Source organism: Pseudomonas sp. L13 (genome assembly GCF_009935965.1).
GTDB lineage: Bacteria > Pseudomonadota > Gammaproteobacteria > Pseudomonadales > Pseudomonadaceae > Aquipseudomonas > Aquipseudomonas lactis.
This window is the reverse complement of record NZ_QODJ01000011.1, coordinates 99737-113660: the sequence shown is the minus strand read 5'-3', so window position 1 is coordinate 113660 and position 13924 is coordinate 99737. Positions and strand designations below refer to the sequence as shown.

The 13924-nt window shown below is 59.0% G+C and carries 9 protein-coding genes; 1 reads left to right on the top strand and 8 read right to left on the bottom strand.

Going from position 1 to position 13924, the window contains the following annotated elements; all coding sequences use genetic code 11:
* Nucleotides 1-87: 87 nt before the first annotated feature.
* From pgm to DK871_RS09090, 4 genes are all read right to left on the bottom strand, one after another.
* Nucleotides 88-1731 carry a phosphoglucomutase (alpha-D-glucose-1,6-bisphosphate-dependent) gene (gene pgm, locus DK871_RS09105; RefSeq protein ID WP_044273695.1) on the bottom strand — a complete coding sequence of 548 codons (1644 nt, stop codon included), beginning with the start codon at nucleotides 1729-1731 and terminating at the stop codon, nucleotides 88-90.
* Between the two features lie 245 nt (nucleotides 1732-1976).
* Nucleotides 1977-3380, bottom strand: coding sequence for a PLP-dependent aminotransferase family protein (locus tag DK871_RS09100; RefSeq protein WP_161904772.1), 1404 nt, complete (start codon nucleotides 3378-3380; stop codon nucleotides 1977-1979).
* Nucleotides 3381-3416: 36 nt separating this feature from the next.
* The gene (locus DK871_RS09095; RefSeq protein WP_178116035.1) at nucleotides 3417-4841 is read right to left on the bottom strand and encodes a hypothetical protein; all 1425 of its coding nucleotides are present in this window, start codon (nucleotides 4839-4841) and stop codon (nucleotides 3417-3419) included.
* A 705-nt stretch (nucleotides 4842-5546) separates the two neighbouring features.
* Nucleotides 5547-6569 (bottom strand): zinc-dependent alcohol dehydrogenase family protein, encoded by a 1023-nt coding sequence (locus tag DK871_RS09090; protein ID WP_032891964.1) that lies wholly within the window; start codon nucleotides 6567-6569, stop codon nucleotides 5547-5549.
* 268 nt (nucleotides 6570-6837) lie between these two features.
* Here DK871_RS09090 and DK871_RS09085 point away from each other — a divergent pair, with 268 nt between their 5' ends.
* Nucleotides 6838-7752, top strand: a complete 915-nt coding sequence (locus DK871_RS09085) for a LysR substrate-binding domain-containing protein (protein WP_034127379.1) — start codon at nucleotides 6838-6840, stop codon at nucleotides 7750-7752.
* Nucleotides 7753-8024: 272 nt separating this feature from the next.
* Here the strand turns inward: DK871_RS09085 and DK871_RS09080 are convergent, their stop codons facing one another.
* From DK871_RS09080 to aldA, 4 genes are all read right to left on the bottom strand, one after another.
* The gene (locus tag DK871_RS09080; protein ID WP_161904771.1) at nucleotides 8025-9632 is read right to left on the bottom strand and encodes a GMC family oxidoreductase; all 1608 of its coding nucleotides are present in this window, start codon (nucleotides 9630-9632) and stop codon (nucleotides 8025-8027) included.
* Between the two features lie 69 nt (nucleotides 9633-9701).
* Nucleotides 9702-10919: a mandelate racemase/muconate lactonizing enzyme family protein gene (locus tag DK871_RS09075; RefSeq protein ID WP_161904770.1), complete on the bottom strand. Its 1218-nt coding sequence runs from the start codon at nucleotides 10917-10919 to the stop codon at nucleotides 9702-9704.
* Between the two features lies 1 nt (nucleotide 10920).
* Nucleotides 10921-12240, bottom strand: coding sequence for a nitrate/nitrite transporter (locus tag DK871_RS09070; RefSeq protein ID WP_161904769.1), 1320 nt, complete (start codon nucleotides 12238-12240; stop codon nucleotides 10921-10923).
* 163 nt (nucleotides 12241-12403) lie between these two features.
* Entirely contained in the window at nucleotides 12404-13828 is a 1425-nt protein-coding gene (gene aldA, locus DK871_RS09065) for an aldehyde dehydrogenase (RefSeq protein WP_161904768.1), read from the bottom strand.
* Nucleotides 13829-13924 lie beyond the last annotated feature (96 nt).

Sequence of the window (13924 nt, the reverse complement as noted above, 5' to 3'; positions counted from 1 at the left end):
TCGCTGTCGTTGGCTTCTATAAGAATGCCACCGTGGCGCATAGACGCCTCGGCTTGGGCGAGTCCATCCAATTACATACAGTGTCAGTTATTGGCTGATTGCACCATCGACCAACACCTGCGCCTCTTCCACCAGTTGCTTGAGGTGCTCTTCGCCAATGAAGCTCTCGGCGTAGATCTTGTAGATGTCCTCAGTGCCCGAGGGCCGTGCGGCAAACCAGCCGTTTTCGGTCATGACTTTCAAACCGCCAATCGCCTGGTTGTTGCCCGGCGCATGGCTGAGGATCTGCTGGATGCTTTCCCCGGCCAATTGCGTGGACGTGACCTGCTCCGGTGACAGTTTACCCAGCAGGGCTTTTTGCGCGGGGGTGGCCTTGGCATCCACGCGAATGGCGAACGGCTCACCCAGGGCATCGGTCAAGCCACGATAAATCTGGCTCGGGTCCTGGCCTTTGCGCGAGGTCATTTCGGCGGCCAGCAAGGCCGGGATCAGGCCGTCCTTGTCGGTGCTCCACACGCTGCCGTCTTTGCGCAGGAACGAAGCGCCGGCGCTTTCTTCGCCGCCAAACCCCAACGAACCTTCGAACAAGCCATCGGCAAACCACTTGAAGCCCACCGGCACTTCATACAAGCGACGACCGATGCGCGCCGCGACGCGGTCGATCAGGCCGCTGCTCACCACGGTCTTGCCTACGGCCGCGTCGGCACGCCAGTCCGGGCGGTTCTGGAACAGGTAGTCGATGGACACCGCCAGGTAGTTGTTGGGCGCCAGCAAACCACCGGAAGGCGTGACGATGCCGTGGCGGTCATGGTCGGGGTCACACGCAAACGCAACGTCGAAGCGTTCCTTGAGCCCGATCAGGCTTTGCATGGCGTAGCTGGAAGACGGGTCCATGCGAATCTGGCCATCCCAGTCGACGCTCATGAAGCGGAAGGTTGCGTCGACTTCGGTATTCACCACGTCCAGGTTCAAGCGGTAATGCTCGGCAATCGCCGACCAGTAGCGCACCCCTGCTCCGCCCAGTGGATCCACGCCCAAGCGCAGATCGGCGCTACGGATCGCGTCCATGTCGATCACGTTGATCAGGTCGGCCACGTAGCTGTTGAGGTAGTCATGGCGATGGGTGGTGTCTGCCTTGAGCGCCTGGGCGTGCGTGATGCGCTTGACCCCGGCCAACTTGTTGGCGAGCAGTTCGTTGGCCTTGGCTTCGATCCACTTGGTGACGTGGGTATCGGCCGGGCCACCGTTAGGCGGGTTGTACTTGTAGCCGCCACTTTGCGGCGGGTTGTGGGACGGTGTAATCACAATGCCGTCCGCCAGGCCGCTGGTACGGCCACGGTTGTAGCAAATGATGGCGTGGGAAATCGCCGGTGTCGGCGTGTACTCATCGCCCTCGGCCAGCATCACGTGCACGCCGTTGGCAGCCAACACTTCCAAGGCACTGGCGCCGGCTGGCGTTGACAGCGCATGGGTATCCAGGCCAACAAACAAAGGGCCGGTGATGCCCTGGGCTTCGCGGTACAGGCAGATGGCCTGGCTGATAGCCAGCACATGCCACTCGTTGAAACTCAGTTCAAACGAGCTGCCACGGTGCCCGGAGGTACCAAAAGCCACGCGCTGGGTGGAGATCGCTGCATCAGGCTGGCCGGTGTAGTAGGCCGTGACCAGTCGCGGGATATCCACCAGCAACTGGGCTGGCGCCGGTTTGCCCGCAAAAGGACTGATAGTCATGCATAAACCTCGAAAAGAAGGATTCGGAAAAAATGACAGTTTACTGAGACTTGGACTACTGCGCGACGGTATCGATCCGACAGCCTGAAGAGAAATTTCACACGGCCTGACAGCCTGATCGGCTGTCAGGCCAGCTCCCACATTGGATAGTGTAGGATCGAGCTTGCTCGCGAAAAACTCACAGGCGCCGCGTTTATTCAGGCAGCCCGCGTTATCGTTGACGTTTTTCGCGAGCAAGCTCGCTCCTACTCAGTCTGAGCCTGCCGTAGTGACTGCGCCAGCGAATCCAAGGCGATGTCGAGGTTGGGATGGCCGCTAAAGGTATGGCTCAAACGCATATGCTGGTGATGCAAACCACTCAGGCTGAACAGCTCGCCCGGGGCAATCACCACCTGTTGGGCGATCATGCGCTGAAACACCAGGCGCATGTCCACCGGCGCCGTCGACTGCAACCAGAAACTCGCCCCGGCCGCGGGCATGCGGTAATGCACACGCCCTTGCAGACGCACATCCAAGCGCTGACTCATGGCATGGGCCTGCTCGTGAAGGCGCTGACGCAGCGTCTGCAGGTGCTGGTCAAACCGCCCACTTTCATAAAGCCGGGCAATGGCGCGTTGTCGGATAGCGGACAGTCGAAATGAACGCAGCAAGAATTGGCGCTGCAATTCACTGCTCATCTGCCGCGCCAGCAGGTAACCAAAGGGCGCTTCCGGGCCCAACACCTTTTCGAACGAAGAAAACACGATCAGCCGCTCTGGATTGACCAGGCTGCGCAAGGCCGGTCCGGGCGGCGCAAAGCTCAGGTCTCCGAAGGTATCGTTCTCCAGCAACCAGCAGCCGTGCTGGTCGAGCAGTCGCGCTACGTGCAGCCGCTCGAGTTCGGTCATGGTGTTTCCCGAGGGCATGCTGACCACGGATGAGAGCAGCACAAGGTGCACCGGCTCATGGCGCAGCAAGTGCTCCAATGCGGCCAGGTCCGGTCGGCCGTCGGCACGCCAGGGCCATTCAATAACCCGCACGCCAGCGGCCTGTAGCAGGCGCAACACCAGGTAATCGCAGGGCGATTCAACCACCACCACGGTGCCTTTGAGGCCCAGGGCATCAATGAGGATGCCCAGTACGCCTTGAAGGTCGGCGCCCACATACACCTCATCCGCTTGCCAGCAACGGGTGGGCGACGACGTATAGCGGGCGGCCAAAGCGGCGCGCAACTCCCACACACCGCAGGGTTGCGACGGTTGCAGGTGATGGGGATACCGGCGTACCAGTTGACGCTCCAACGCCAGCAACGCGCCATCCAGCGACCCCAACAACGCCGGTTCATCACCGCTGAGCACCACCATCGCCGGGCGCCGTGCGGCTGTGTACAAACGTTCAAGCAGATCTGTACCGGCCATAAGGGGCGCATTTGCAGCCACGGGCCAGGCGAAGTAGCCGGACTTGGCCACCGAGTACACTCGGCCTTCCTTTTCCAGCAACGAATAGGCGTACTGAATCGTCGAGATCGACACATTCATGCGCGTCGATAACTGCCGCAACGACGGCAGTTTCACCGGCGTTTCCCGGCTGACTTCGTTGATCAGGTTGATCATGTAGCGGTACACCGCCTGATAGGCAAAATCTACTTGCCGCTCCCCCCGAAGGTTCATCGTTGCTCACCGGCGTTCATTGGCGCACACACGTTGCTAACGCCCCGACACTTGGGCGACGTGCGCCTCGGGCCGCGCGAAAGCGTGTTTGCGCGCCCGCGTACCGCGTCCTTCCAACAGCGGGCGCTTACGGTACAGGTGCTGCAACAGCGGCAGCGGCAACCCACTGGTATCCACCAGCCACTGGTGCAGGATGTCTGCTGCGGGTTTGCCCTGTAGTGCCTTGTGGAGTTCGGGGAGCGCCACCAGCATGCCGGGATGGCATTGACGCAAGAAACTCTCCAACCGCTCGCCATGCTGAACAAAGGGTGCAAATAACAGGCAGGTCAATTGGCTGTCGTCCAGACCCGAGAATTCCTGGATATAGGCGGTGGATAGCAACTGCCCTTCTCGCCCGGACGCTTCTTTGATCAGCGCGACCGGCACGTGCCTGCGATGCAGGAAGTCTGCCGCACGCCGAACAAACCTCGCGACGCCATGTTCGTAGGAAAGCTCACGCAGGCACTGGGCCTGCACGCCGTGCAAATGCGCCATGAGCAATGGGTTGGGATAGGCAGGATGGCTGAAATGGAACTCGAACGGGTCCCGCTTGTGGGCGAGGAACCCGGTGAGCAGTGGCGCATGCCCGACGTCGGCGTCTTTGAGCAGGTCGGCGATGCCGATATAGGCCAAATGACGATGCCCGCCCCGGCCAGGGCTTTCGTTGCCCGCATAGTGCTCGCCATAGAGGTCGCGATAGCAACCCTCACTCCACTCCTCCATGCGTGCAAACCATGCATTGAGCGACGATGGCTTAGCGGGCGCAAAGGCAAGGCCGGTCGCCTGCGCACTTTTTTTCAGCCAGGCGATGTATTGGCTTTGCTTGCGTGCTGAGTCACCGCTGACCAGAGCATGCACGCCGCCGTTCCAGGTAGCGACCCGCTGATAGAAATCGCCGAGGGCCAGGAGCGTGTCGTCGCACAGGGCGGCGCGGATATCCCCGGACGTCAGGTGCCCGAGCATCAGTTTGTTACGCTGGCTGATTTCCCGAGCGGCACTGGAGGCCGGGCGCTGATGGTTGAACGGCAGCACCTCATGGTTTTCCACCATCAACAGCTCTACCCGTGGGTCGTCATGGAAGAACAGCGCTGCGTAGCCTTGATTCAGGGAGTCGAGCGTTGCCTGGGTCATACCGGCATGCCGCAATGTTGCCACCCGTATCTGAAACGTCTTGGGCGAGCGTCCGGCAATGGTCAGTTGCGCCGCACGCAGCAACGCGAGGGTGTAGCTGCTCACTTCGCCGCCACCATGTGCGATCAGTACTTTGTAATTGCCCACTTGTTCCATGCCGCCTGCGGCCACCACGATTCGCTGAACGAGCAATTGAAGTGACGTTCGTTCGGCGCGCGTAAAGTGCCCGATTAAACGTTGCAGAACTTGCTGGTAAACATAGCTCATGGCTTGTTCATGAATAGTGCTCATCGTTCTACTACCTGAGTTGAAATATCAGTTTCAAGCAACTACCAAACAGCGTTGCTCGACCTATTACATCTGTAGGCTTGTCTTCCATTGCGCAGCACAAGTTTGAGTCAACATTAGCACCTTGCAACAAAAGCGCAGGTGAGAGCATTGAGGGCGCCCATGGCTGCTCCGCCGGAGAATCCAGCGCCTGCGCGGGCTCCAGCGAAATAGCTGTTAGCCTTAGGAATGTTCCGACAACGTCCTACACTGTTTTAACTAAGAAATTAGAGAAGCGTCCGACGAATATTAATCACCTGCGCACCTTGGCTGCGAGCAAGGCAACAGGGTCTTCGTTTTGCACTTTGCGGGAGAAACAATCCGAGCCTCGTTAGTTCTGAAGGTGCGTGACGCAACTGCCGTGTAATCAATCATGGCTCAATCCTTGAGATGACAATGAAGACTCAATTATCGGCACTCAAATAATGATTAACAGATACAGAACAGCGTCAAAAAGCAGCTCAGATGACCTACCAGCCCAACTTAAATGACGCCCACACAAGAGCGCCGCACTGGATTTCAGGGCGGCGCAAGGCAATAACGGTATTGTTTACGGGGCGCAGCGCCCGTGCGGCGGCTCAACCCCGGTGCGGGTTAAGCCCTGTCAAATGGCGCATTTGCCTCATCAGCTCAGGCGCCAGAGCACTCATTTGCGAATACTCCTACAGCTCAAACAGCTTCAACCTGCAACGCAACCCGTTCGCGGCACGGGCATTCATCCATGTATCGGTGCGCTTCGACGAACTGACTGAACGGAAATACCGTGGTTTTCAGTGGTACAAGCACACGGTCGGCCGTCAGCTGGTTGATATCGCGCAACGCACGCTGCAACGCCACCTGGTCCTGGATAATGCCCAGCTCCGGCTTGCCGGTGAAGTTGCCGATACAGTGCACAAAGAACTGAATGTTCTTCTGGAACGCCGCACAGGCCGGGAATGGCGTCTGATTGCCACCTTGCAGGCCATACAGCACCAGGCTGCCACGCGGCGCCAGGACGTCCCCAAGCAGCGACATCTGCGGGCCTCCCAGGCCATCGAACACCACGTCGACGCCACGGTTGTCCGTGAACTTGTTGATTTGCATCAGCAGGTCTTGTTCTTCGGTCACGATGACCTTTTCCGCCCCGAGGGACAACAGGTATTCGCGTTCAGCACTGTCTTTGGTGGCGGCAATTACTCGCACACCCAGGGCCTTGCCCAGTTGCACAAACGAAGGGCCGGCACAGTGGCTGGCGTCGGTCACCAGGGCAAACTGGCCGGGTTTGACCCGCGCCAAGTCCATGTAGGCAAAGTACGCAATCAGCAGCGGCGTGTAATGCACGCTGGCTTCAATCGGGCTCAAGACATCCGGGTAGCGGGTCAGGGCCGAACGGGGCAAGACGATCTGCTCGCCATACACCGGGTAATCATTGGGGCTCTCGGCCGGAAAACTGGCCACCTTATCGCCCACCGCCAAGTCATCCACGCCGTCGCCGAGGGCAACTACGACACCGGCCATTTCATGGCCCAGGCCAGAAGGCAGGCGTGCATGGGAAGACGCCAGGTTCTGGCGCCACAAAATGTCGTACCAACTGATACCGATCGCGTCGACACGCACCTGCACTTCGCCCGGTGCGGGCTGCGCGGCTGCATGCTCTTCGCATTTGAGCACCTCGGCCGGACCAAACTTGTGAAAACGGATCGTGCGGGACATCGCAAACCTCGTCAAAGTAACCTCTAATGCCATGAACTTTATCTGGGCTTTGGGGGTAAGACCACCGGTCACCATTAATAGTCGACATGCCTGTCATTGATTCCGCGAAGGAGGAACACCCCTCAACTATCGTAGGAAAAATCAATTAGCCGGTGCAGAGTACCAGCCTTTCCCCGTAAGATTCATGCCGGTCATCCTTCTGAATCGAACCTCAGGGGTTGCTACGTGACCGCTCACATCAAGTTTGCTGACTCTTCCAGGACACAAGATGAACCGTAACGACCTGCGTCGTGTCGACCTTAACCTCTTGATCGTATTCGAAACCTTGATGCATGAGCGCAGTGTGACCCGCGCCGCCGAGAAATTGTTCCTCGGCCAGCCGGCCATCAGCGCGGCGTTGTCACGCCTGCGCGGGTTGTTCGATGACCCCCTGTTCGTGCGCACGGGGCGCAGCATGGAACCCTCGGCTCGCGCCGTGGAAATCTTCGCCCTGCTCTCCCCGGCCCTGGACTCGATCTCCACCGCCGTCAGCCGCGCCGCCGAATTCGACCCGGCCACCAGCACCGCCGTGTTTCGCATTGGCCTGTCCGACGACGTGGAATTCGCCCTGCTCCCGCAACTGCTCAAACGCCTGCGCTCCGAAGCCCCCGGCATCGTGCTGGTGGTACGCCGCGTCAACTACATCCTGATGCCCGGCTTGCTGGCCTCCGGTGAAATCTCCATCGGCGTCAGCTACACCGCCGACCTGCCCGCCAACGCCAAGCGCAAGGTACTACGCCGCAGCCTGCCCAAACTGCTGCGCGCCGACAGCGTGCCCGGCTCGCTGAGCCTGGATGACTTCTGCTCACGGCCCCACGCGCTTGTGTCCTTTGCTGGTGACCTGAGCGGGTTTATCGATGAAGAGCTGGAAAAACTCGGCCGCAAGCGCCACGTTGTACTCGCGGTACCGCAGTTCAATGGCCTGGGGACGTTGCTGGCGGGTACCGACATTCTGGCCACCGTGCCGGATTATGCAGCTGAGGCGTTGACCTCGGCGGGCGGTTTGCGGGCCGAAGACCCGCCGTTGCCGGTGCGCTCGTTTGAGCTGCATATGGCGTGGCGGGGGTCGCAGGATAATGATCCGGGGGAGCGGTGGTTGCGGTCGCGGATTCAGATGTTTTTTGGTGATCCTGAGAGCCTTTAGGCGTCGGCGGACAGGCTGTTTATCTGATCATTTCTGGCTTTTCATAGGCCATGAAGATCCACCCACTTCCATACGATTGCTACATTGGGGGCACATCCGAGGGCATGCTTTGAATGGATTGAAAAGGATGCCCCCAGTCTAAGGCTAAGCTCTGTTCCCTCTTGGTCAGGTGGATCAAGGGTTCGACAACCATCGACCCCAGCTTTCGTATTGTCACCTATTCAGGTTAAACAAGAACAATTCGGCAAACGTTCAATCACTATGGCAACGAATCAGGCGTCCTGCAAAATCAGGTCGGCGCCCTTCTCCGCTACCATCAGCACTGCGGCGTGGGTATTGCCGCTCGTCACATTGGGAAAAATCGACGCATCGACAATGCGCAGACCATCGAGACCATGGACTTTAAGCCGTTTATCAACCACTGACTTCAGTACATCCGCCCCCATCGCGCACGAACCGCACAAGTGATAGATCGAACCGCTGTTTTCGCGAAAGTACTGCAGCATCTGTTCATCGCTTTCGACCGCTGGCCCCGGTAATACTTCTGCAACCGTGATGCTTTTCAAGGCCGGCGCCTGCATGATTTTGCGCATCAACCGACTGCCCTGGATCACTTCGTCGATATCTTTTTGTGTGCTCAGGTAATTGGGATCGATCAGCGCCGCATCCTGGGGGTTATTCGACTGGATCTCGATATGCCCACGACTCGTCGGCCGGCACGGGTTGAAACACAACAGGAAGCCGGAATACGGCTCGGGCTTGAGGCTGGCCTTGTTGTTTTTCGGGATCTGGTACGACAGCGGATTGAAGTACAGTTGCAGGTTCGGGTTGGCCTGCGACTCGTTGCCACGGAAGAAACCACCGGCCTGGTTGACGCTCATCGCCAAGGCACCCTTGCGGGTCAGCAGGTATTTAAGGCCGAGCTTGAACTGCCCGAACAGCGAGCTGAGCTGGTCATTAAGCGTCGCAATGTTGGCCTTGTAGTAGTAGCTGACGCACAAATGATCTTGAAGGTTCTGCCCCACTGCCGGCAGGTGTTTGACCAGCGGGATCTGGTGCTTGGCGAGCAACGCCTGATCAGCGACACCGGATAGTTGCAGAATTTTCGGTGTGTCAACGGCACCGGCGCAGAGGATCACCTCCTTGCGCGCTTGGAAGGTGCGGACCACGCCGTGTTGGGTCACGGAAATACCGCTGGCCCGCTCGTTCTCGAACAACACCCGATCCACCAGTGCGTAATGTTCGACCGTCAGATTCGGGCGGCTGAGTGCGGGATGCAGATGCGCAAAACTACTGGAGCTGCGCTGGCCGTCCTTGGTGTTGACATCGTAGATACCCGAGCCTTCGAAGTTCGGCCCGTTGAAGTCGTCACTGTTCGGATAACCGAGTTCATCACACCCCTTGAGGAACACATCGCAGATCGGATGGGTCTCTCCCTTCATCGGAGTGATGTTGATCGGGCCATTGCCGCCGTGATATTCACTTTCGCCCAACGGGTGGTTTTCCAGTTTGCGAAAATACGGCAGCACGTCCTTGAAACCCCAGCCGTCGTTGCCGTTGGCGGCCCAGTCGTCGAAGTCGTGGGCCTGGCCACGGACGTAGATCATCGCATTGATCGAGCCCGAACCGCCCTGGACCTTACCGCGCGGAGCATAAATTTCACGATTGTTGAGCTGCTTCTGCGGCTGGCTGTAGTACATCCAGTTGAAGGTCGGGTTGTAATACATCTTGGCAAAGCCGACCGGGATCTTGAACCACAGCGAACTGTCCTTGCCGCCCGCTTCCAGCAGCAGCACCGTGTATTTGCCGCAGGCCGATAGCCGGTTGGCGAGGATACAGCCGGCCGCGCCGGCGCCAGCGATGATGTAGTCGTATGTCATGCACGGTTACCGCGTAAGTCGTTATTTAAAAAAACACCCATTCCCGCAACTGAACGACGGGAAATCCCGTCAGCCTCTGGCCGGCGATGTGTCCTTGACGTCTGCCGGGGCCGGTGCCATTTGCAGGTGCAAACGCTCACCGGTATAGGGCGAATGCCTGCGCACCACGTCCATGTTCAGCTCCACCCCAAGGCCCGGCTCGGTGGGCGGGATGATGTAGCCGTCCTCCCACTGCAGCGGCTTGGTCAGGACTTCGGCGTGGAAACCGCCCCAGGTCATGATGCTTTCCTGGATAAGGAAATTCGGGGTACAGGTTGCCAATTGGAAACTCGCCGCCGCGCCAATCGGCCCGTTATAAAGATGCGGTGCGATCTGCGCGTAATAGGCCTCGGCCATGCTCGCGATCTTCTTGGCTTCCAGCAGCCCGCCGCAGCGGGCCACGTTCATTTGCAGAATCGACGCACCGCCGGCCTGCAACAGCTTGAAGAATTCGTACTTGGTGGTCAGCCGCTCGCCCGTAGCAATCGGAATGGTGGTCTTGGCCGCGACTTGCGCCATCGCCTCCTCCTGACCCGGTGGCACTGGCTCTTCAAACCATAACGGGTCGTACTTCTCCAGGCGCTTGGCCAGGCGAATCGCCGAAGACGGGACCATTTGCCCGTGGGTGCCGAACAGCAGGTCGCACTTGTCGCCCACCGCTTCGCGGATCTTTCGGCAGAAGGTTTCGCAGCGCTCCAGTACTTCCAGCGAAATCTGGTGACCGGAGTACGCGGTGTACGGCCCGGCCGGGTCGAACTTCACGGCGGTGAAGCCTTTATTCATGTTCTCGATAGCGCATTCGGCAGCCAGGTCCGGGTCGTCGTAGTCGTACTCACCCTGGCTGTTGACCGGGTACAGGTAGGTGTAGGAACGCAGACGCTCATTGACCTTGCCGCCAAGCAATTCATAGACCGGCTTGTTCGCCGCTTTGCCGATGATGTCCCAGCAGGCCATCTCCAGGCCGCTGACCACGCCCATCATGGTCAGGTCGGGACGCTGGGTGAAGCCGCTCGAATAAGCCTGACGGAAAAAGCGTTCGATGTGATGCGGATCGTGGTTGAGCAAGTAGCGTTCAAACACGTCTTCAATGATCGGCAGCATGGCTTTGGGGCCGAAGGTTGCAGCGTAGATTTCGCCGACACCTTCAATGCCGCAATCGGTCTTGAGCTTGACGAACAGCCAATACATGCCGCCGATGTGCGGTGGCGGTACGGCAACGACATGGGTTTCAAGGGCGACGATTTTCATCTCAGGCACCTGTTTTATTAGAGGATTGACGATTGATACGCGCGCGCAAGCTCAGGGCCGCGAGGGTCCCGATCAGGCCGACGGAGGCGATGTAGCCGAAGTACAGCTTGTAACCAAGGGCGCCAGGGAAGTGTTCGGTGAGGTAACCGTTGATCAATGGAATGAAGGCGTCCGGCAGGTAACCGACCACCGATACAATGCCGATGGCCAGACCGGTAATGCGCAGCGGAATGTTGCAGGTGTCGAGGATCGCCCAGTACAAACCGCGAATCGCATACGTCATAAGGCCGATGAAGATCACCGTACCAACCAGCAGGCCCATACTGTTGAGCGCCGGGAACACGATCAGGCCGACCATCGCCAATGTCGCGAGGAACAGCGCCACGATCAGCACCGAAATGTTCGAGAACTTGTCACCGAGCCAGCCGCCACCGATACCGCCAATCGGGCGCATCCACAGCTTGATGGTGGTGATAGTGCCGGCCATGACGGCGGTCATGCCGCCGCCCTGCAAATAATCGGAGAAGCTGTAGGTCGCCCAGAAGATGTGGTAACCGCAGAACACGATGGCCGTCACCAGCCACAGCTCAGGGATTTTCACCAGTGTGGTCAGGTCGCTGAGCAGGTTGTATTTACCCTTTTCCACTGGCGCGGTGTCCTCCATCGACTTCGGGTCCTTGATCAGCACCAGCACACAGCCGATGGCAATACAGGTGAACGCGTAGAGGTAGACCACGTGCTTGAAACCTTCAGCGGCGGACTCGCCACGGGTTTCAGTGGCGAACGCGAACAGCCCCAGGGCGACCGTTGCGAGCAACGCTTCGACCAGGCCGCGACCGCCGTCGAGGATGCCGAAGAACCGGCCCTGTTCAGTGTGATGAGCAATCATCTTCACCCGCTTGAGCACCGAGGCCCAGAACGTCAGGCCGGTGGTCAGACCCCAGCAACCGAAGATGATCATCAAACCGGTCATCGACGGTCCCGTGGAGTACCAAAGCCCCAAGGCGCCGGTGGCCACCAGCGAAAAGAAAATCAAAAACCGCGGCGCGATCCGATCGGCCAACCAACCACTCGGCAAATAGCTAAGCAGGAAAATTGTCCCGAGCATCGAGTACAGATAACCCAGCTCGCTGTGGTTGATCTGGAACACCTCGAGCATGGTGGTCTGGTAAACCTGACGCAGGTACAGGATCGGGTAGATCGCCCCGGCGGCCAGCACCAACAGCATTAACTGAATGTAGCGACTTCCCTTGTCACTGCGGCTTTTTGCAGCCGCGTTCGAACCCTGAACAGCGGCAACAGTGGTTGCAGGCTTGGACATCGATGAGCCCTCGGGCAGCCCGGTGGTCCGGGAGCCCCAATAATTGTTTTTATAGGTTTGGAGCAGTAACAAGCGCAAAGCTACAAGCGGCAAGTCAGAGTCCGCTGCCGTTCGCTTTCACTTACCGCTTGAAGCTTGCATCTTGCAGCTTGCAGCTACCGGTCTAGTACTTCATCACCACAAGTCGGGTCTGGGTGAATTCGAGCATGCCGTGCTTGCCGTCATCACCGCCCAGGCCCGAGCGTTTCCACCCGGCGTGGAAGCCCTGGTAAGGGTCGGCCGGGGTCCGGTTGACGTACAACTCACCGGCCTCGATGGTGTTGGCGACTTTCAGGGTGGTGCGGTAGCTCTCGGTGTACAGCACCGACGACAGGCCGAACTGGTGATCGTTGGCCATGGCCAGCGCTTCGTCGATGTCGCGGTACTTGAGCACTGGCAGCACCGGGCCGAAGATTTCTTCCTGGATTATTTCCATGTCCTGGCGACAGTTGCTCAACAGCGTCGGCGGGTAGAAATGGCCGTTGCCCTCAGGAATGAAACCGCCCGCTTCCAGTACCGCACCGTCGGAGACGGCACGCTCGACCATGGCGTGGATGTTTTGCCGCGAGCTTGCGTTGACCAACGGACCCATCAGGCTGGCGTCGGTGGCGCGGTCGCCAAACTTCACGGCGCTGATTTTGGCTTTGAGCAACGCGAGGAATTGTTCATAGACACTTTCCTGCACGTAAACCCGCTCCACCGCCGTGCACAACTGACCGCAATGAGTGGTCTTGGACGCGACGATAGCGCTGGCGGCGGCTTCAAGGTCAGCGTCGGCTTCAATGATTGCCGGGGTTTTGCCGCCCAGTTCCAAGGACGGCTTGGCAATGTTGGTCTTGCAATAGTCGAGCACGATCCGCCCGGCGTTGACGCTGCCGGTCAGGGTGATCAAGCCGACGGCTTTATGGGTGCAGACCGTTGCAGCAGTGGCATGGTCCATGGTCAATATGTTGACCACGCCGACCGGTAAACCGGATTGCTGCACAGCCTTGGCGATTTCAAACGCCGAGGTCGGGGTGTTGTTACTCGGGCGCACCACCACGGTATTACCGGCAATAAGCGCCGGGGCGATTTTGCGCAGCAAGGTGTAGACCGGGTAGTTGAACGGAATCAGGCAGGCGACCACACCAATCGGCTCGCGGTGCAGGAAGAGGTTTTCGTTCGGGGTATCGCTGGGGATAATCTCACCTTCGATCCGCCGTGCCCATTCAGCGTGGTAACGGGTGATTTGCGCGGCGTAACGAGCTTCGTTGCTGGCGTCGCTGACACTTTTGCCGGATTCGGCGGCCAAGGCGGCACCGATGCTCTCGGCGCAGGCCTCCAAGGCGTCGGCGAGTGAGCGTAAGTGCTCGGCGCGTTCGATGCTGGTGAGCTTGCCCCAGCGCTTCTGGGCGGCGGCGGCAGCCTCAACGGCGGCGGTGGCTTCAGCGCTGGTGGCGGCCGAGACCTGACCGACCAAGGCTTCGGTGGCCGGGTTGTAGACCGCAATCAGCGCATCGCTGGCAGGCTCAATGAAGTGACCGTTTACAAAATTTCGCTCAAGTCGCATGTGAATCGCCCATCGTTGTTTTTATCCAGTCCCCGCAGTCTTGGCATCCTGAGGGGGTTGAACAAACGATTTATTGAGCGGCGTAACATTCAAAAA